Origin of the sequence: Mycoplasma tullyi (genome assembly GCF_014068355.1) — a bacterium.
GTDB lineage: Bacteria > Bacillota_I > Bacilli_A > Mycoplasmatales > Mycoplasmoidaceae > Mycoplasmoides > Mycoplasmoides tullyi.
In genome coordinates this window covers 516,110-536,518 of record NZ_CP059674.1, presented here as the reverse complement: position 1 = coordinate 536,518, position 20,409 = coordinate 516,110, and the positions used below count along the sequence as shown (strand labels likewise).

Here is a 20,409-nt window from a genome sequence, read left to right as displayed (position 1 = left end):
TAATCTCTCTCACTGCCATTAATTATGTTTTTAACAGCTTTAAGATTAATGCCTGTCCAGAGAGAATTCGTATGTGTTGTAATGTTTTGTATAAATCCTTTTTATAAGTTTATTTAATAACCTTCCTAGTTAAATTTTGTAAATTTTTAAAACACATTATCGTATGTACTGCTCAATCTTCTTTGATTGGCGCAAGTTAGTTCATTAAGATAACTACCCACAAATGGTTTAATCTTGTTTTAAGATCAATAAAGAAATTGCGTTTGATTTTGCGTCAGTTTTTAGATATTACAAAAATAGAATTTTAGACTTTGTATTACAAATTCTAAGATCTCGTTTTTGAAAAAATAAGCGGTAAAAACCGCATTTATGAATTTCGAATGTATTTGTTAGTGTATCTAATTTATTTGATCTACCGCCTCTGTTAATTCTCATCGCATTTTATTAGATCCATAAGATTGTTTAAAACGAGCAAGATGGGTTATAAATTGGCTCGCATTTATCTCTTTAGATATTCAAATAAATGTTAATAAAAAAATGAAATATATTTTTGAAAATTTTTAAATTATACGGTAAAAATGCGTAAAAATAACAAATGATTAAAACTATGATGCCCATGAAGAAAGAATGAATTCAAGTTTTCAGAACAACCATAATTTCAGACTAAAGCGTCAATGTTTGAAGTGTCTAGTTGTAAGAATAAATGAATTATAAGAAGTGCTTACTCTTCATTTACATACTGTTTATGATTGACGCAAAACACTTTATATAAACTATGCAAAACTTTAGGGATTCAAGAATTTTCTAAACAATTAGCCAGAAGTAAATCTCTACTGATAAATAAGTTTAATAAAATAAATATAAATAAAACGACATGGTTTCTGTATATACCAGTTGCTGCTATCGTTTTGTTTGCAATTTTTTTTATAAAAAATTAAAATATACTAATGTTTTATAAACATTATAAGAATTAAATTAAGGAAATTTATAACTATGGCACAAAAACGTGGTACCAGATTAGGATGTGATGATTGTAAGGAAATCAATTACATCACTAGAAAGAACGCAAAGAAAAACCCTGAAAAACTAAGTCTAAACAAGTATTGTTCTAGATGTAGAGTAACTACAGTTCACAAAGAGGTGAAACGTAAATAATGTTAGCTGCAGATTTTGAATTTAAGCATGACATTATTAAGAAAGCATTAAAAGAACACAAAGCTGATGCTATCTTACTAACGTCTGATCAAAATCGTCTGTGGTTTACAGAGTTTAGTTCTACAGCAGGTTTTTTATTAGTAACTAGTACAAAATCAGTTTTAGTAATCGATTCTCGATATTACTTAGCTGCAAGTAAAGAAATTAAACACACTGAAGTTGTTTTATTAGCAGCTAATGTATTAAGTGATGTTGCTAAAAAATTAAAGATTAAACATTTACTAATTGAAGGTGATTATCTAACATATCAATACCAACCAATGTTAGATCGTATTAGTGAAAAACAAACCCCAATCGATACACAAAGTCTAAGATCGATCAAAACTCCTTCTGAAGTTAAGAAGCTTAAAAAAGTTATCGATATTACTAAAGAAGTTGGTAACAAATTAACTAGTATGATGAAGGTTGATATGACCGAAATGCAACTAGCTAAATTAGTAACCTTTGCTTTAATTGAAGCTGGTGGAGAAAAAAACTCATTTGATCCGATCGTAGCATCTGGACCAAATGGAGCTAGACCACACCATCATCCAACTAATCGTAAGTTTAAAGATGGTGACTTCATCACAGTTGATTTTGGAACAATTTACCAAGGTTTTTGTTCAGATATCACCAGAACTTGAGTATTAAATAAACCTAAAAACCAAAGACTAATTAATGCTTATAAATTGGTTGATCAATCTAACCAAGCTGGGATTAAAGCAGCTAAAGCTGATATGACTGGACAAGAAGTTGATGCAGTTTGTCGTAACATTATTGAACAAACTGAATTCAAAGGTCTATTTGTTCACTCGACTGGTCATGGTGTGGGTATCGATATTCACGAAAAGCCAAATGTAGCAAGCTCTTATACTGACAAATTAGGTGTTGATTCAATCGTAACGATTGAACCAGGTATCTATATTCCTAATGTTGGTGGAATCAGAATCGAAGATATGATTCAAGTGAAAGCAGATAAGTCGATTTGGTTATCTAAAGATATTGAAAGAATGAAACTTTAATTAAGATGTTTAAATTCCAACACGAAGATATTGATAATAAGATTAGTGAACTAAAAAAAGAGCTAGAACAAAATCGTAAACCTTCAAAGTTATTAACAATTATTAAAGTTGACTTTTGAAGATTTATAAGCGCTGCTATTTTTAGTATCAGCTTATTAATCCTATCTTTATTAATATTCATTGGAGTAGTTTATCCTAAACAATTTGTTTCAAATAGCCAAAACATGATTGGTCTATTTTGAATCTATCAACCTAATAATGATCCATTAATTGGTACATTTATGCGTACGAGTGCTTCGTTGCAATTAACATCATATGGGATTAGTTGTATTATCTTTTTTCTAATCAATATGGTCACTGTGCTATTTTATTATGGTTATAGTTTCAAGGATTCAAATTATCTAAGTTTAGATAAAAAAGCCCGAACAATCTTTAATTACAAAGCTTTTGGTTATAGCTTTTTTATCCTGGTTAGCGGGATTGTATTTATCCTTGGATTGGTAGTAACTGATTTTACCCAGTTTCCAGATAGCTCAAGACCTGTAACGATCTCACAACCATTTGGTTATGCTTTTAAGATTACTAAAGAAATCTCACCAAATACTTATCAATTAGGAATCGATCTATTTGGTTATTTACTAATCACTTTATTCTTTGTTCTTAATTGTGCTAGTATTTATAGTTTTTTCAAACTTAATACCAAACTAATTAAGGATAAACAACCTAAGCATTAATGCGATTATTAGTTAATAATAAAAAGGCAAAATACAACTACGAACTACTTGATAAGTATGAAGCTGGCATCAGCTTAAGTGGTAATGAAGTTAAATCATTAGCACTAAGTCATGGTAAGCTTGATGACAGTTATGTCATTATTCGTAAAAACGAAGCATATATCCTTAATTTATTAATTCCCAAATATAAGTTTGACACCTCTAAGGTGTTAAATGAAACTAGAACAAGAAAACTACTTTTACATAAAAGTGAGATCTTAAAGATCGATCTGATTAAAAAACAACAATCACTTGTAATCATTCCTTATCAGATCTATTTTGTTAATAATAAGATCAAGGTCAGTATCTATCTTGCCAGACCTAAGAAGCGATTTGATAAAAGACAAACGATGAAAGAGCGCGAAATCAATAAAAAGATAAGAAAGTATTAAATAAAATATGAATAAAAACAACAAAATCGATTTTCAAAAATACTTAAAGAAAAACTTAAGTTATCAAAAAAAACGTGAATACTTACTAACAAGAAATGCATTAGTAACTAATGATATTAATGTCATGGCTGCTAATGTTTTTAATCCTGATAAAAACATTACTGAATTTTTAGTAGATGCTCACAAATCTTCATTAGCAATTACCAACCAAGACATGAGTGGTAGATGTTGAATCTTTGCTGGATTAAATCCACTAAGAAGACAAACAGCTGATAAGTTAAAAGTATCTAACTTTGCTTTTTCTCAAACCTATGTTGATTTTTGAGACAAGTATGAACGTGCTAATGTTTTCTTAAATAGAATGATTGAACGAGCCGATGTTGATCTTGATGATCGTGATCTTAAATCTGAATTACAATCAGCTGGTCAAGACGGTGGGTGATACGGGTTTTTTGACAATCTAGTAATCAAATACGGTCTAGTTCCTCAAGAAGTAATGCCAGATAGTTATTCTGGTCATAATACATTCATTCTTAATGAACTATTACAAGTTTTATTAATTAAAGCAACTAAAGAGATTCGTGCTAATAAAAAAGCCCCTCAAAAACAAAAAGAAGTAGTTGAATCAACACTTAAAAAAGTGTTGGAAATGCTTGTTTTAGCTTATGGTCCTGTACCATCAAAATTTGATTGACAATACGTAGCTGATGCTAAAAAAGACGAAGAAAATAAAGAAGAAAAAAATAAAGAGTTAGCTAACAAAGAAGAAAAATCAACTAAAGCTAAAGCTGAAGAAAAAACTCAAGAACAAAAAGACGAAGAAAAAGCAAAACAAGATCTTAAAGAAATCAAAACTGAATTCAGTTTTATCAAGCAAATGACTCCGCTTGAATTTGCGAAAAAATACGTTGATTATCAAGCATATGATTTCTTAGATCTATGAACAATTGGTAATACTACTGATTACAAGATTAATCAAAAATATAGTTTAAAAGATTCAAATAATATCTTTGAAGCTGGTGATTTTGATTTCTTAAATATTGATCGTAACGTTTTAAAATTCTTTGCTTTAGCTAATCTAGTAGCTAAACAAACAATGTGATTTGCTTGTGATGTAAGTCACTACCGTAATGACAAAACTGGTGGATTTGATAATCAACAGTTTGATTACGAAAGTCTATTTAATATCGACTTTAGTATTGATCGTAATCAACAAGTAAGAAGTCATTTCATCTCATCTAACCACGCAATGACATTAAGTGGTGTAGATTTTGATGAAGCTAAAACTTTAGCTAAACAAAAAGAATTAGTTAAGAAGTATAAAAACGCTAAAAAACTTGATCAATATCAATTTGTTCTTGATCTAAGTCAAACATTTGTTTTCAAAAAATGAAAGATTGAAAACTCATGAGGTGATAAAGTTGGTAACAAAGGGTTCTACTACATGAATGATTCATGATTTGATGATTATCTAATTGATGTAGTAATCTCTACAAAAGCTGCTGATGAATTCTTTGCTAATCCAAAATTCATTGATAAAGATCTAGTTGATTTAGTTAAACAACTAAAAACTAAAGAGATCTTAAAAGAAGGTTTAAATACTAAACCTATCAAAATCGATGGTTACGACCCATTAGGTGCTAACAAGAAAGGAGTTAAATAATAATGGCAAAATTAGAATTAAAAGACTCACTAAAACAACTTAACAGCTTATCTCGTTCAAAATTTAATAAACAACTAACTAATATCTTAAACACTACAGGTGTTAAGGGTGTATCTTACAATGGTTATAACTTTAGTAAGAACTCTTTATCATTTAATCTAGATTTAAGTGCTCAACCAATAACTAATCAGTTCCAAACTGGAAGATGTTGGATCTTTGCTGGGGTTAATTTATTAAGATATCACTTAGGTAAAGAATTAAATATTGATGATCTAGAGTTATCTCAAAGTTATCTTGCATTCTGAGATAAATTTGAAAAAGCAAATTATTTTTTAGAAACAGTAACTGAATTAAGAGATAAAAAACTAAGTGATCGTACTCTATCATTTATTCTAAGAAATGGAGTAGCTGATGGTGGGCAATGAACAATGCTAACCAACTTAATTAAGAAGTATGGTTTAGTGCCCAAATCTGTTATGCCTGATCTTGCTAACAGCGCTTCAACTACAAGACTTAACTACTTGATTAATTTAAAACTAAATAAAGCAGCTAGCAAGATTATTGAAAACAAGGATAAATCTGAAGCTGAACTTAATAAGATTAAAACTAAATGTTTAGATGAAGTGTTTTACTTATTAAGTTCAATCTATGGTGAATTACCATCTAAATTCAACTTTAGTTACACTAAAGTAATTAAAAAAGACAGTGCTGATAAATCTGAATCACACTTTAATTACGTACCTAAAAAAGTTGTTGAAACTAATTACACTCCTTTAACCTTCTATAACAAATACTTTAAGCATTTAATTGAAAAACAAGGTTTCATTTCTGTAATCAATGCACCAGCAGAAAACAAACCATTTAACCAAACTTTCAGTGTTAAATATCTAAACAACGTAATTGAATCAGATGAGATCTTACACTACAATGTTGAACAAGCATTATTTAGTTATTTAACAATTAAACAATTAGTTAACTCTCAACCTGTATGATTTGGTTGTGAAGTTAAAAACATCTACTTAAATGATGCTAAAACCTTCTGGGATGACCAATCATTTGATTATGAAACATTATTTAATGTCGATCTTTCATTATCTAAATCTGAACAATTAGATTATTGATTATCATCAATCAACCATGCAATGTTAATTACTGGGGTTGATTTAGATTTAGATAAGTTCAATAAGATCGATGCTGAATTCAACGCATTAGTTAAAGCTAACAAGAATAAACAAGCTTACCAATATCTAGTTGAAGAAATGGATAAGTTAACTGTTAATAAGTGAAAGATTGAAAACTCTTGAGGTCAAGATATTGGTCATGCTGGGTATTTTGTAATCTCTGATTCTTATTTCAAGAAATATACATACCAAGTTGCTATCAATCAACAATTATTTAACCAGTTAATTGAACAATTAAAACTAACTAAAGAGTTTGACAAACCTGTAAGATTACTAGAACCATGAGATCCAATTGGAACCCTAGCCAAATAATCGACGAGATTGACACTTGTTTAAAAAATAAAAAACAACCAATGATCTTGATATTGATTGGATTTATTATTGGGATCATTGTTTTTGGGGTGGGAATCTATCTAAGCCTATCTGATCCAAATAATGTTAATCGTACGATTATCATGGATCCTAATAACCAAGTTCAAAACTCAACCCAAGCCACAGCTTCAAGGTTATTCTTAATTTCATTCGTCATTATTATTGGGTTTGGTATGATCGGGTTTTTCTTGCACATCAAGCAACGCAATAATTTTCAAGATCTATCTTATAAGACGAATTTATTCTTGAAAAAACATAATTATTTTTTTAAAATAACTAAATATCATACTAAACAATTAATTATTGCTAAAGCTTTAATTAAAGAAATTCAAGAAAGTAGTATCAATCAAGATGTTAAATAAACTAGCTGAAAAACTAAAGATGACTAAAGAAGAGTTGAAAGAACGTCTAAACGTTTCAGACGATATTACTGAATCTCAACTATTATTAGCACTTGGTTTTGATCAGATGGCTGCTTATAATGATCTATTAAACTACACCAAAAACCTAGTTGGCGCTGAAAACTTTGATCTAAACAATTTTGCCAACAACGGTTTTGAAGGCATCGTTGAAAAGATCCAAGAAGATATTGTCAACGATCCCAGAGCATCAGATGATGTGAGAAAAATGGCAGAGTTTATGGAAAAACTCCAAGCGATGTATGGTGATGCAATCTTCAACCATGATTATGATGCTGATTCTGATGATGATAAAAAAGAAGAAGACAAACCAATCTCAGCACCTAAAGATAAGAAGAACTTATCTTAATCAACTAAACAATATAAAAATATTAAGCCCTACAAGGCTTAATATTTTTTTTCTCATCTAAATTAGTTTATTCTTCTTTTTCTTTTTCTTGTCTAGTCAATCATCAGGTCGACGATTGCTTAAGAATAAGTTTAATTCGTTCTTTTGTAAGTTAATAATTCTTGAAGCAAAATAATCGATTTCATCGTTATTTCATCGGTGTAAGCGTTTAAACTTGTTGATGATTTTTTTCAGATCGCTGTTTCAGCTTTCATCGATTAATCGGTCGATCTTATTAATTAACTTTCTTTTGTGTTTTTTTTCAACCGATCAATCGTATTCGATCTGTAAGATAACATTATTCAAACTAACACCAACAAGGTTGGAAATCACATTACATTTTAGGTTAATATAGATCTTTGGTTTGCTTAGTAGCAGATCTTTAGATTTATTAAAGATCATAATTGGGATCAATAAGTCGTGGTGTTAGTTTTATAGTAGTTAAGATATCTAAGTTTTGTTATTAAATTGATCACTAATATCTATCTAAATTTGTGTCAGCTTAGTAATAACTTAATAACTTTCCCAATTTATTATAAAGGATATTTGTTATTTATTTAAATAATTCTTTTATAATATTTACTTTGGTTATTAATAATATCCTAATAGGATATATTAAAAATAATTATAGGAGCTATTAATAAGATTAAAGCTTATGATATCTTAAAACCTAATATATTTTAAGCTTAAAAATAAAAGTTATGAAATATAATTTGTTAGCTAATAATTATGTAATCCCTTCGATTGGTTTTGGGACTTATCAATTAGAAGATGGTCAACAAACCATTGATGTTGTTAGATATGCATTAGAAGTTGGTTATCGCCAACTTGATTGTGCTGAGATTTATGAGAACCAAAAATCAGTTGGTAAAGCAATCAAGTTATCAGGAATTGATCGTAAAGAGATCTTTGTTACTTCAAAGATCTGAAACGATGATAAGGGTTATGAATCAACCAAACGTGCGTTTAATAAGATCTTAAACGATCTTGATCTTGAATACTTAGATCTGTTGTTAATTCATTGACCAATTGGTAAGGATTTTAAGGATAATTGACAAGAGATAAATGCGCAGACTTGAAAAGCAATGGAAGAGCTTTATGAACAAGGAAAAATTAAAGCAATTGGCTTAAGCAACTTTTTAGTTCATCATATCAAAGCACTTAAAAAAACTGCTAAGATTCAACCAATGGTTAATCAAATCGAATTTCATCCAGGATATATGCAACCTGAGATCGTTGAATATTGTCAAAAAAATAATATCGCTGTTCAAGCTTGATCACCATTTGCTCAAGCAAATGTACTAGATAATAAGACATTGGTGAAGTTAGCTAAAAAATATAAGGTAACAGTTGCTCAACTAATCCTTAATTGGATTATGCAAAAAGATATTATTCCCTTACCTAAATCAAAAACCCCAGAACGAATCAAATCTAACTTTGATCTTTTTAGTTTTAGAATTGATGAAAAAGATCTAAAAATCATTGATCAAATCAATGAAAATACCAGCTTAGATTTACACCCTGATCACGTTGATTTTTAGTTTAAAGATATTTATTAACTTGATCTCAATTAATATTTATTAAAAATAATATAAAGGCTATATAATTAATTAAATAATTATATTGATAATTATTTGAGGTGAATAATTAATATGGATATGAAAAAGAAACACGCCATCTGATCAAGTTGCTTTAGTGAAACTGCTGATGGTGTTTATTTAAGAAATGAAACCGTTAAAATGAACAACAATCGTTATGAAAGTTTAGATTTAACGTGAGACAAAATTGAAGATGCTAAAAGCTATGCTGTAGTAATGGTAGACTATGAAGCATCTCGAGTAATTGGACAATCATTCATTCACTGAGTTGTAGCTAATGTTAAGTCTAACGAATTAGCTTATGCTGCTAATATTAATGATAAGAACATTATTCAAGGATTAAACTCAACAGCTCAAGGAGCAACTGAAAGTTCTAAGGGTGTAATTATTGAGTGTGTTCCAGGTGCATTTAAAAACACACCTGAAGCTGCTAGTGACTACTTACCACCACTTCCACCAGATGATACACACCTATACACAGTAAGAGTATATGGTTTAGATGTAGATCACTTAGATCTAGCTAAACACTATACTTTAACTGATCTTAATGAAAAGATCATTCACCACACTGTAGGTGAACACGAACTACACTTCTGGTACAAACCACAATAAGAGATACGGAGTTATAAGAATAATGAAAAAATATTCAATCGGTAATAATAGCAAAATCTGATCAAAGATGGTTGGAGCTGATGGTTATCTAGCTTTACACGGTGGTGCTCATGATAATAAAAACGGTACACCATTCCCTTCTTATTCATTAGATCTAGAATGAGAAGCTATTCCTAATGCTAAAAGTTATGCTGTTTTAGTTGAAGACTTCGATGCAGTTGCTGTAATTGGGTTTAGCTTCATTCACTGGGTTGCAGTGAATGTTAAAACTAACAAGATTGCTGAAAACCAATCTTACCTTGATCACAAGGCTTGAGTTGATTCTAAGCAAGCTACTTATGGTGAAAACATGCTATGACAAGGTCACAACTCAAGTGTTAACAAAACATTAGTAGCTAACAACAAAACTAATGATCTTGGAGGAATCTTACCTGAAGGATTTACTTCAACTTCACTTGAAAACTCATTAATGTACTTTGGTTGTTATCCACCAAATGCAGACCACACTTACACCGTAACTGTTTATGGTTTAGATGTGGATGCTAGTGAATTAAGTTATCACAAAAATCACCGTAGTGAAAAGAACCACTTAAACAAACCTTACTACGTAGGTGATTTCATGCACGCAATTCACAACCACGTAGTTGGTAAACACACCTTACACTTCAGATATAAAAAAGTAGGTTAATAAAAACCTAAACTAATAATTTTAAAAACTAACTTAGCGCGAATTAAATATAAAAAATATCACCAGGATAAAACCTGGTGATATTTTTTTCTAGTTCTTATTTAATAATGAAGTTAATTATTTTATTCTTAACAAAGATTGTTTTTACTAAGTTCTTACCTTCAAGGTTTTTCTTAATTAGATCTTGGTTTAGGAAGTAGTTGGCAACCTCATCTTGTTCTGCATCAAGATCAAACTCATGAACTAATTTAAACTTACCGTTAATACTACATGAGACTGTTGTGGTGTTTTTAACTAGATAAGCTTCATCCCATTTAGCTAATCTCATCTTGTATAGTAAGGTTTGATTATTTAGTTTATTGTTTAATTCTTCTGCTAAATAAGGAGCAAAGAATGATAAGACGATCAAGAAGTTAGTGATCATCTCTTTATTAATTTGGGTTTGTTTGTAACATGAATTAATAAAGATCATCATTTCACTTACAACTAGATTGAATTCGTAGTTTTCTAGATGCTTGTTAACGTTCTTTAAAAAATTATGATAATCATAATTTAGGTTCTCGCTTGTTGCGTCGTTGATTTCAACGCGATCAAATAAGTTGTAAACTCTTTCTAAGAATTTTCTTGTTCCATTTAGTGCGTTCGAGTTTCATGCAAGACTAGCATTTAATGGACCCATGAACATTACGTACGTTCTGATCGTATCAGCACCATGAGATAGGACCAAATCATCTGGGTTGATGATATTACCTTTAGATTTAGACATCTTGGTACCATCTTCACCTAAGATCATACCTTGGTTGATTAGTTGACTAAATGGTTCAATCGAACTAACGATGTTAATCTTATGTAAGAATTTGTATCAAAATCTTGCATACAATAAATGTAATACGGCATGCTCTTGCCCACCAACATATAGATCAACTGGCATGAAGTGATCAAATAACTCTTTTGCTTTTTCACTATCTAAAGCTAAGTAATTTTGATCACCATCATTTTGATTTAGATCAGTTAACTTTAATAGATAAGCTAGATAGTATCAACAAGATCCTGCTCATTGAGGCATCGTGTTAACTTCTCGAACATATTTTTTATTGTCAATTACTGGATGCAATCATTCATCACTTGCATTAGCAAGTGGTGGCAAACCATCCTTATTAGGTGAAAAATCAGTTAGGTTAGGTAATTCTAATGGTAGTTCACTATCTTTTAGTAAGTAGATATTATCTTCTTCATCAAATAGAACTGGGAATGGTTCTCCTCAGTATCTTTGTCGAGAGAAGATCCAATCACGTAATTTGTAATTAACTTTTTTATCACCTAATTTATGTTCTTGTAGATAAGCAATTGTTTTTTCAATTGCTTGTTCATTATTTAAACCATTATTAAAGTCTGAATTGATGTGTTCTCCATCTAATAAATAAGGATATGTATCAGCTTTAATAACCGGAATGATCTCTAGATCATATTGTTTAGCAAACTGATAATCTCTTTCATCATGAGCTGGTACACCCATCACAGCTCCAGTTCCATAATCACTAAGAATGTAGTCTGCTAAATAGATTGGGATTTTTTTCTTAGTAATTGGATGGATCGCAAAATAATTGGTATTGATTCCAACATATCTTACGGTTTGATCAATACTATTATTTTTAATAAATTGTTCGATCTCTTGATTTTTATTAGTTATTAGTTTTTGTTTAACTAAAGGATGATCAAAACTTAGTGCAATAAAACTAGCTCCAAATAATGTATCAGCTCTTGAGCTGAATATTTCAATTGAATGTTCTTTTAGTTGATCAATCTCAAACTTAATAGTTGCACCAACTGATTTATTAATTCAATTAACTTGCATTGCTTTAATTGAATTAGGTCAGTTAAGATTAGCTAAATCATCAATTAATTCATCAGCAAATGCTGTAATCTTCAGCACCCACTGTCTCATCTTTTTCTTGATGACTGGATATGATCCACGTTCAGAAATCTTATTTCCGTTCTCGTCAGTTAATACTTCTTCATTAGCTAGTACAGTTCCTAACTGCTCACACCAGTTAACTTCTATATCAGCTTGATAAGCTAAACCGTGTTCATATAGTTTTTTAAAGATTCATTGTGTTCATTTAAAGTAGTTTTTATTAGTAGTATCAACTTCTAGTCGATAATCATAATTAAACCCAAGGCGTTTTAATTGTGTTCGGAAGTTATTTATATTTTCTTGGGTAAATTGGGCTGGGTGGTTATTAGTTTGAATCGCGTATTGTTCAGCTGGTAAACCAAAAGCATCCCAACCAATAGGGTGAAGTACATTAAACCCTAGTGCGTTTTTTCATCTTGATACTACATCAGTTGCCATATAAGCCTTAACATGACCAACGTGTAAACCTTTTCCACTAGGATAAGGAAACATATCTAGAATGTAATATTTAGGTTTATTCTTTTCAATTTGAAAAGAATAGATCTTATTGTTATTTCAGATCTTTTGTCATTTTTTTTCTATTAAATTATGGTTGTACATACATTTAAGTTAGTTAAGAATTATCTGAACTCATAAGTTTTAAAAACTTTGAGATATCAGCATTATTACAAGCAGCTGTAACTAGATCGTTTTTTAAGATGACAGTTTCAGCTGTGATCGGATAAATACTTTTGTATTCTCTAGTAATCGAGATAATATTAGCTTTGGTTTTGTTTCTTACATCAATATCAACTAAGGTTTTATTAACGACATCTTTTGAATTAGCATACACTCTTACTAATGAGATATCATCATCAATCGAGATGATCTCACTGTTAATACTGTGAACTACTCGCATTGCCACGTTTTCACCAACGATTTCTTCAGGAATCACAGCTTCTTTAACCCCAAAGGTTTTAAGAACACGTTTGTGCACATCGTTTTTAGCTCGTGCAATAATATTTTTAACCTTAAGTTCTCTTAAGTTGGTGGCGATAATAATTGATTCTTCAATACTACTTACTGATAAGATCACCGTATCAAAGTTGTTAATCCCAACATCTGATAAGGACATAATATCAGTGGCATCAAGATTGATCGCAAAATCAAAACGTTTTGCTTCTAGATTAATCTTTTCTTTATTCTTATCAAGAATTAGGACTTTACAGCCTAATTCTTTGAGTTTAGAAGCAACCTTGATTCCAAACCGACCAATCCCAATTACGCAATAATCTGCTCGTTTCATAATCCAAATAATATTATAAATATTAATATAATAAAACTCGCAGATTACTTAATTTTTATATATAATTAGATAATCAAGTCATTAGCATATCTGACCATTTCATTAATATTAGGAAATTTTAATCACTATTATTAGTAACAATGACCAATATCTTTAAAAGATCAGCTAATAAAAAGCTTAGAAAACATAAGATTAGAAAACCAGTTAAGGTGACATTAGGATTGATGGGTTTTTTAGTGGTTGCTACGACTGTGCCGTTGGCTAATATCCCGTTATACGGGATATATAACAACAAAAAGAACAACGAGAATACCAGAAAAAGAATTCTGAAAGAAAAATTGTTGTTATCAGCTTCTAAAGAGAAGCTATTAAAAGATAATCCCAATGCGGTTATTCCTAATATTGTGCAAGATTTTCATGACACTACTTCAGATAATGGGGATGATAACTATCCGATCATTAAAACTGAATATGATGAATATCCGTTTAAGATTGTTGAACGATTAAAAAAAGCTAATATTGATCCTAGTGATTGAGAAAAGTTCAACGAGTATATTTATTACAATCTCGATCGAGATTTATTCTTAGATCTACTTAATTCGTTCATGTCGTTTTATCCGATCTATCACGAATCGTGATTAAGTGAATTAACCCAAAGAATCTTGTTATATCGTTATCAAAAGATTGGGATCAATAGTGGGTTTTTCAAACAATACCACACTGAGATTGATGGTGCTTATTTTGTAGATAAGAACAACTTTGGCTTTAGTTCAGTAACTAGAGCAGATCTGATCGCTGTTCATAAATTATTTGGTAATGTTCCAACTGAAGTGGGGATTACCATTAAAACCGCACCTAATTCTGAGTTAATGATTGATCCAATTACTAAAGGATTAGTACTAACTAATGCAAGTATTTTTCTAGAATCAGCTGCAGGTGCACTAAGTCCTTATACTAATATCTACGTGCAAACCAATTCACCTGATATTAAGAACTACTTCGATTATATGGGTGTAGCGATCCCTAGTAATAAAACGATGGAGATTCCTAGTTTTCCGATTACATCAATCTTATACAGTATCATTAATGATAAAGATAATCAAAAGAATGATATTAAATCATATTTTTATCAATGGGTAATCCCCGTATTAATTAACTTCTTTACTAGTGCATATTATAACCAACAAAATGGAATTAAAAAATAAGCTGATATGGTGTCTAATAGAGTAATTCCAATTAATAATAATCGTTTGCCAAAGATCTGACAAAATAATAAGTTAGCCAATATTAAAAAAGCAGATCATTTAAACTGGCAACAGTTTTTTTATTATAGTGCTAATAATCAAGCTAAGCACTATTTAAGACAAACGATTTTTAATTGGTTATTTCTTGTACCAGTATTTGGTTTTTTTTATTTTGTATTAAAAAGTGAACGAGCTAATGAAAAACTTGTTTATAACAAGTTAAAAAACCAATACTTAAAATCAGGTGGAGAAAACTGATTAATCTTTTTAATTTTGTATTTGGCGGTTTGGATCTCGTTTGTGATCTGAGCAACCCTATTAATCTTTTTAACGGATCAATTTAATCCGATCAGTAATAAGATTAATCAAAAAAGAATCATCTTATTATTTATGGTTGGTAATTTTATGATCTTTATGTTTTTTAGTTATATGTATCTGATTTATTGGTATAGCTTTGTTTATCGAAGGTTTAGAAAAACTGCATTTAGTATGATTTCATCTACCCGTAAACAGATTAACCCGTTTTCTTTTTTTTCTTTTGTCATCCAATGTGATGATGGGGTTTATTTAAAAGAGTTAGAGAAACAACAAAAGAAGTTAAAGAAGAGACATAGTAGTAATAACCAGAGGATGTTAGCAGAAAGATCTGGGAGTTATTATAGGTAGGAAATAGGTGGTTTAATCTTTGTCTAACTTTGATAATTAGGCTGGTAGTTTAAAATCATTTTTATAGGATGATGACTTAACCTTAGGGTTAGTCTTTTTTTTTATTAAAAATAGTCAATTTTTGATTTATAGATGTGAATTTATCTGAAATAAATAAATTCCTGGAAGTAGTTGTGCTTATAATCAAAAACCGTCATAACCCTTTATTTTTCATGAAATAAAAGAAAAACATAAACTAAAGAAACTCCACACGTTCTCGGGGGGGTGCTTCGTAGACTCATAGGCGAAAATAAAACCGATTTATTCTATGAATTGAACTTTATATATTCTTTCCTTAATGGATTTGAATCAAGTTCAAATTCATTAAGCTAACTAACTTAAAGTGAAAAGAAAAAACATTTTAAGATTTGTAAGCGTATTAGGTATAGGTTCATTTGTGATGTTAGCTGCTGCTAGTTGTAGCCAAGCTTCCACCATAAACCCAAATCAAACCTCTAACACAACTCCTGCTGATCCTACGAAAGAGTTAATGGATGCAAGAGATGCATTAACTTCTTTAGTAGATACTAGAAATGATAACGTTAAGATGTATGCGGATTATTTACAAATCCAAGACATTCTTAATAAAGCATACAACACAGGTCAGGCTGTTCTTAATAATACTGCTTCATCAATTCAAGATCTTAAGGATGCTGAAGCCAGTTTAAGAACAGCAATTTCAACAGCTGATAGTAGTAGAAAAGCTTTTGATGAAAAGAATGCATCATTAGTTAGCAACTATCAAGAACTTAAAACTACTGTTAATACTGAAACTAGTACTTTAGAAAGATTAAAAGATCCTCAGTTCAGTAGAATTAGAGATGTCTTAGTTCCATTGTTTGATGCTGGTAAAACGCTAACTAACCAACCGTTAGAAGCAATGGATGGAAGTGTGCCATTAGATCCTACTAAAGTTTCTGAAGCTAATCAAAAACTTAAAGATGCAACTGGTACTAACTTATTAGAACAAATCCAAAACGTTATGATGTTTAGTGATGGTTTTGTTAAAGAAGTTATTGATAAAGCAAAGCTTACAGGATCAGATATAACAGGAACCCAACCTGGAAACTATAGCTTTGTTGGTTATAGTATTGATTTAAATTTTGCTCCTAAGCCTGCTGCTAGTGCACCTGCAGGATCTAGTGCAGGTGGAAGTGGTGTTCAACCAGCTGTTGCAGGTAGTGAAAGTCCAGCAGATTCTACCAATTCAACTACTGACCTTCCTACATGAAATTACGCTTATAGAAGTGTTTGGATAAATGAAAATGGTAAGAATAAACCACTATCTGAAGAAGATTCTAAAAAATTAACCAATGTATCATGAATCTATAGTTTAGCTGGAAAAGATGCAAAATACACATTAACCTTTAATTATTATGGTTCTTCATCTACAGCTTATTTATATTTCCCTTATAAATTAGTTAAAGATGGTGATAATGTAGCACTTCAATATAAATTAAATGGTGGAGTTGAAACAGCTATTAATTTTGGAACACAAGCTACTGAAGTTACTGAAACACCAGCAAGTGAACCAAAAACTAAAGGAGCAATGGAAGATAAGGAAGCCCCAAAAGAATCTGTGGTAATGGCTAAAGAAGTTGAAGGCGAACCAAAAGATACAAAACCTTCAGAATCTGAAAATACAGATGTTTCTCCTGAAACTACTGCTGACAAGGAGATGTCTGCAGCTACACCTGCTGTAATGAATGAAGCCCCAACAGTTGATGACATTAAACTTGCTAAAATTCCATTAACAAATTTAAATTTTGGTCAAAATACATTAGAATTTAGCGTTCCAAAAAATGATCAAGATCCTGCTACAGTAGCTCCTATGATCGGGAACATGTATCTAACTTCTTCAGAACAAAATTTAGATAAAATTTATGATGATCTTTTTGGAAGTAAATCATCTCAACAAGACAATAAAACAACTGTATCAGTTGATTTATTAAAAGGTTATGGTCTTGGTGCTAGTTATTTAGAATATGTTCGTCAATTCACTGATTTAAATAATGAAAAAGCGGATGGTCAAGAATCAACAAAAGCTGCTACAACCTATTTAGTTGGATTTATTGGTGGTGGTGTTGGTCGAAACGATGCAGAGAGTGTTCCAACATCACCAACATCTCCTCACAGACAAGGTGAACACAGAACACTTACAGTTTATGTAAACGCTCCACAAGAGGGTGATTATTATATTAGTGGGTCATATCTAAATGGTGATACAACTACTGACACAACAGGAACAAAGAGTAGAAGAATAAGATATCTAAAATTATTTACAAATAACACTACAGATACTAGTAATTCTGTTGTATTCCAAGTTAAATCTTTAGGTGATTGAAATACACTGGGAATTTTTGATACACAAACTGAAAAGAATATCGTTAAAGAAACTACTACTTCTACTGTTACTACCCAATCTAATCCTTCAGCTATGAGTGTTCAAGCTATTGGTGCGCCAAATGCTAGTAAAACCTTAAAACTTCAAAAAGGACTAAACAAAATAATTATTACAGGAATGGGTACTAACCTTACTCCTTATGTTGGTAATTTAACATTTACATTGAAAACTAGCATGGATGCTAATAGTTCTATGGATGCAGGTTCTTCTGATGCAAAATAATAACTGCATTCACAAACAGAATTTTAAAGTGAAAAATCTATAGAAAAATACTTACGATTTAACTATTCGTTAAGTTAGTAAATAAGATTACAAACACCAGAACTTATCAAGGTTTTGGTGTTTTTTATATGAAAACAAAAGTAACGTTTTTGCAATCTCAAATATGACCCTAAAATCCTTTATTTCTAGAAGAAGAAGAAGAAGAAGAAGAAGAAGAAGCTCTTATAAGTCTTGGGTCACTATCAAATTCACTATAAGCAAGAATAATGTTAAATAAATTTGGTTATTAAATTTTATCCATTTTTTCTTAATAGATCTGAGTTATTTACGAATCCTTATCAATTTGATTTTTATGAAAAGAAAAAACATATTAAAGTTCGTTAGTTTGCTAGGTATTAGTTCGTTTGTTGCTTTAGCAGTTGCAAGTTGTACTCAAGCAATTTCGATGATTCCTAATTCTGAGTTAAAACCAACACAAGGTGTTGATAACAGTGAATTAACAACTGCAAAAGCATCTTTAACAAATTTATTAAATACTAAAAACACTAACGTGGGTATGTATGCAGATTATGCAAAGATTCAAAATACTTTACAAACTGCATACGCATCAGCTGAACAAGTTTTACAAAATTCATCAGCAACCCTAACACAAGTTAAAGATGCTACTTCAACTTTACAAAAAGAGATTGATAAAGCTGTTGAAGATAAAAACAACTTTGATGAATCTCATAGAGATCTATTAATGGCTTATGCAGGTTTAAAAACGACAATAAGTCAAAAACAAGCTAAGATAAATTCATTAGGATTAAGTAATGCTTCATACAGCGCAATCCTAAATAAAGTAAATACTTCATACAATCAAGCTGAACAGATTATTGCTAATACACTAGATCCAATTAATGGATCTAGCCCTACTACTCAAGCTATTGCTCAAGCAATTAAAGGTATTCAAGATAATACTAATCAACAAACCCTTAAACCATTTAAAGATAATGCTGATATGTTTAGTAGCTATCAATTTTATAAATTAGATAGTTCTAAACTAACTAATGTTGATAGTACTCATATGATGCAAGCACCAAGTAACTATAGCCTAGTTGGCTATAGTGTTGGTTTAGATAATGTTAATTATAGTTTTGCTACTAGAACAGTTTGAAATATTCAAACTCCTCCAGTAAGACTTACTGAATCAGCTAGTGCTAACGGTGAAGGTGAAACTAATAAACCATTAACAGATGTATCTTGAATTTATAGTTTAGCAGGAACTGGTGCTAAATACACATTAAAATTTACTTATTATGGACCATCAACTGGTTATCTATATTTCCCTTACAAGTTAGTTAAACAAGCTGATGGTACTAATGTTGGGTTGCAATACAAATTAAATGATGCAACTCAACCAACTTTGATTACTTTTGGTAATCAAACAAATGCAAGTGGTCCAACTCCGACAGTTGATAGTATTAATGTAGCTAAGGTGATGATCCCTAATCTAGCTTTTGGTGAAAACACAATTGAATTTAGTGTTCCAACCACTAAAGTAGCTCCAATGATTGGAAATATGTACTTTAGTTCAAATCAAAATAGTCAAACGACTATTTATGATCAGATTTTTGGAAATACACAAAGTACTACAGGTAATTCAACAACTGTTAGTGTTGACTTTTTAAAAGGTTATGGATTAGCAGCTGGATGATCAACAGTATTTGGTCAATATACTGGTACTGGTTTGATGTTAGACAATCAAAACGTACAAAACCAAAGTTATTATTTAATTAGATTTGTAGGTGGAACAGATGCTCGTGCTCTTATGAATGAAAGTTCTTTACATAATGTAATTAAAACTCCACAAGTAACAATGGATCAAAAAACCGCTAGAACTTATACTTTCTATGTAAATGCCCCTAAGACTGGTGATTATTATGTAAGTGGAATTTATATTTCAGGGACACAAAATGACGATCAACATAACCGATGATTACAATTTACAAATACTACAAGTACTGAGAACAGTATTTTAAAAATTAAAACTCCTGGTAATGGTACAAATCAAACAGATGGTAACTGAACTACTAAGTTAGTTACATTTGATTCATCAAATACAAACAATGGTGTTGTTACTGAACCTGCCACAACTAAAACATTAAAACTAAACGCAGGTTTAAATAAAATCGTTGTTACCGGTGTTGATGGTAAAGCTGATGGTTATGCTCCTGATTTTGGAAACCTTAAATTTACTTTAATGAATCCTTCAACACCTAATGCTTAATAATAGTTATTAAGAATAAAAAATAAACGAAACCAGTTAAATAAAATTTTTAACACCAGAACA

Annotated in this window: 18 protein-coding genes; 15 read left to right on the top strand and 3 right to left on the bottom strand. The window is 30.5% G+C overall.

What is annotated here, in order from left to right:
- Positions 1-993: 993 nt before the first annotated feature.
- Genes rpmG through H3143_RS02140 form a run of 8 tightly spaced genes read left to right on the top strand, consistent with a single transcriptional unit; the run spans position 994 to position 7,365 of the window.
- Entirely contained in the window at positions 994-1,155 is a 162-nt protein-coding gene (rpmG, locus tag H3143_RS02175) for a 50S ribosomal protein L33 (protein ID WP_182078580.1), read from the top strand.
- The gene (locus H3143_RS02170) at positions 1,155-2,216 is read left to right on the top strand and encodes an aminopeptidase P family protein (RefSeq protein ID WP_182078579.1); all 1,062 of its coding nucleotides are present in this window, start codon (positions 1,155-1,157) and stop codon (positions 2,214-2,216) included. Before rpmG ends, H3143_RS02170 begins: the two co-directional genes overlap by 1 nt.
- A gap of 5 nt (positions 2,217-2,221) precedes the next feature.
- Complete coding sequence (locus H3143_RS02165) at positions 2,222-2,950, top strand: hypothetical protein (protein ID WP_182078578.1); 729 nt, start codon at positions 2,222-2,224, stop codon at positions 2,948-2,950.
- Entirely contained in the window at positions 2,950-3,381 is a 432-nt protein-coding gene (gene smpB / locus H3143_RS02160; RefSeq protein ID WP_182078577.1) for an SsrA-binding protein, read from the top strand. Before H3143_RS02165 ends, smpB begins: the two co-directional genes overlap by 1 nt.
- Before the next feature lie 7 nt (positions 3,382-3,388).
- On the top strand, positions 3,389-5,044 hold the full coding sequence (locus H3143_RS02155; RefSeq protein ID WP_182078576.1) for a C1 family peptidase: 1,656 nt from the start codon (positions 3,389-3,391) through the stop codon (positions 5,042-5,044).
- A gap of 2 nt (positions 5,045-5,046) precedes the next feature.
- Positions 5,047-6,537 carry a C1 family peptidase gene (locus H3143_RS02150; protein WP_182078575.1) on the top strand — a complete coding sequence of 497 codons (1,491 nt, stop codon included), beginning with the start codon at positions 5,047-5,049 and terminating at the stop codon, positions 6,535-6,537.
- Positions 6,507-6,959, top strand: coding sequence for a hypothetical protein (locus H3143_RS02145; protein WP_182078574.1), 453 nt, complete (start codon positions 6,507-6,509; stop codon positions 6,957-6,959). Before H3143_RS02150 ends, H3143_RS02145 begins: the two co-directional genes overlap by 31 nt.
- Positions 6,949-7,365, top strand: coding sequence for a hypothetical protein (locus tag H3143_RS02140; protein ID WP_182078573.1), 417 nt, complete (start codon positions 6,949-6,951; stop codon positions 7,363-7,365). Before H3143_RS02145 ends, H3143_RS02140 begins: the two co-directional genes overlap by 11 nt.
- Positions 7,366-7,422: 57 nt before the next feature.
- Here H3143_RS02140 and H3143_RS02135 read toward each other — a convergent pair whose 3' ends face one another.
- Complete coding sequence (locus tag H3143_RS02135) at positions 7,423-7,806, bottom strand: hypothetical protein (protein WP_182078572.1); 384 nt, start codon at positions 7,804-7,806, stop codon at positions 7,423-7,425.
- A 299-nt stretch (positions 7,807-8,105) separates the two neighbouring features.
- On the opposite strand from H3143_RS02135, the gene H3143_RS02130 reads away from it, so the two are divergent.
- The 3 genes from H3143_RS02130 to H3143_RS02120 all read left to right on the top strand — a co-directional run bounded on the left by H3143_RS02130 (position 8,106) and on the right by H3143_RS02120 (position 10,302).
- Positions 8,106-8,945 carry an aldo/keto reductase gene (locus tag H3143_RS02130; RefSeq protein WP_182078571.1) on the top strand — a complete coding sequence of 280 codons (840 nt, stop codon included), beginning with the start codon at positions 8,106-8,108 and terminating at the stop codon, positions 8,943-8,945.
- 117 nt (positions 8,946-9,062) lie between these two features.
- The gene (locus tag H3143_RS02125; RefSeq protein WP_228444761.1) at positions 9,063-9,614 is read left to right on the top strand and encodes a YbhB/YbcL family Raf kinase inhibitor-like protein; all 552 of its coding nucleotides are present in this window, start codon (positions 9,063-9,065) and stop codon (positions 9,612-9,614) included.
- A 22-nt stretch (positions 9,615-9,636) separates the two neighbouring features.
- Complete coding sequence (locus tag H3143_RS02120; protein WP_182078569.1) at positions 9,637-10,302, top strand: YbhB/YbcL family Raf kinase inhibitor-like protein; 666 nt, start codon at positions 9,637-9,639, stop codon at positions 10,300-10,302.
- Positions 10,303-10,399: 97 nt separating this feature from the next.
- Here H3143_RS02120 and leuS read toward each other — a convergent pair whose 3' ends face one another.
- Both leuS and H3143_RS02110 read right to left on the bottom strand, forming a co-directional pair.
- Positions 10,400-12,817, bottom strand: coding sequence for a leucine--tRNA ligase (gene leuS, locus H3143_RS02115; protein ID WP_182078568.1), 2,418 nt, complete (start codon positions 12,815-12,817; stop codon positions 10,400-10,402).
- Between the two features lie 13 nt (positions 12,818-12,830).
- Positions 12,831-13,502, bottom strand: coding sequence for a potassium channel family protein (locus H3143_RS02110; RefSeq protein WP_182078567.1), 672 nt, complete (start codon positions 13,500-13,502; stop codon positions 12,831-12,833).
- A 140-nt stretch (positions 13,503-13,642) separates the two neighbouring features.
- On the opposite strand from H3143_RS02110, the gene H3143_RS02105 reads away from it, so the two are divergent.
- From H3143_RS02105 to H3143_RS02090, 4 genes are all read left to right on the top strand, one after another.
- Positions 13,643-14,707, top strand: a complete 1,065-nt coding sequence (locus H3143_RS02105) for a hypothetical protein (protein WP_182078566.1) — start codon at positions 13,643-13,645, stop codon at positions 14,705-14,707.
- Positions 14,708-14,713: 6 nt separating this feature from the next.
- Positions 14,714-15,412: a hypothetical protein gene (locus tag H3143_RS02100; protein ID WP_182078565.1), complete on the top strand. Its 699-nt coding sequence runs from the start codon at positions 14,714-14,716 to the stop codon at positions 15,410-15,412.
- Between the two features lie 382 nt (positions 15,413-15,794).
- A complete protein-coding gene (locus H3143_RS02095; RefSeq protein ID WP_182078564.1) occupies positions 15,795-18,077 on the top strand; it encodes an FIVAR domain-containing protein in 2,283 nt (760 codons plus the stop codon).
- Positions 18,078-18,429: 352 nt separating this feature from the next.
- Positions 18,430-20,346, top strand: coding sequence for an FIVAR domain-containing protein (locus H3143_RS02090; protein ID WP_182078563.1), 1,917 nt, complete (start codon positions 18,430-18,432; stop codon positions 20,344-20,346).
- The last annotated feature ends 63 nt before the right edge of the window (positions 20,347-20,409 follow it).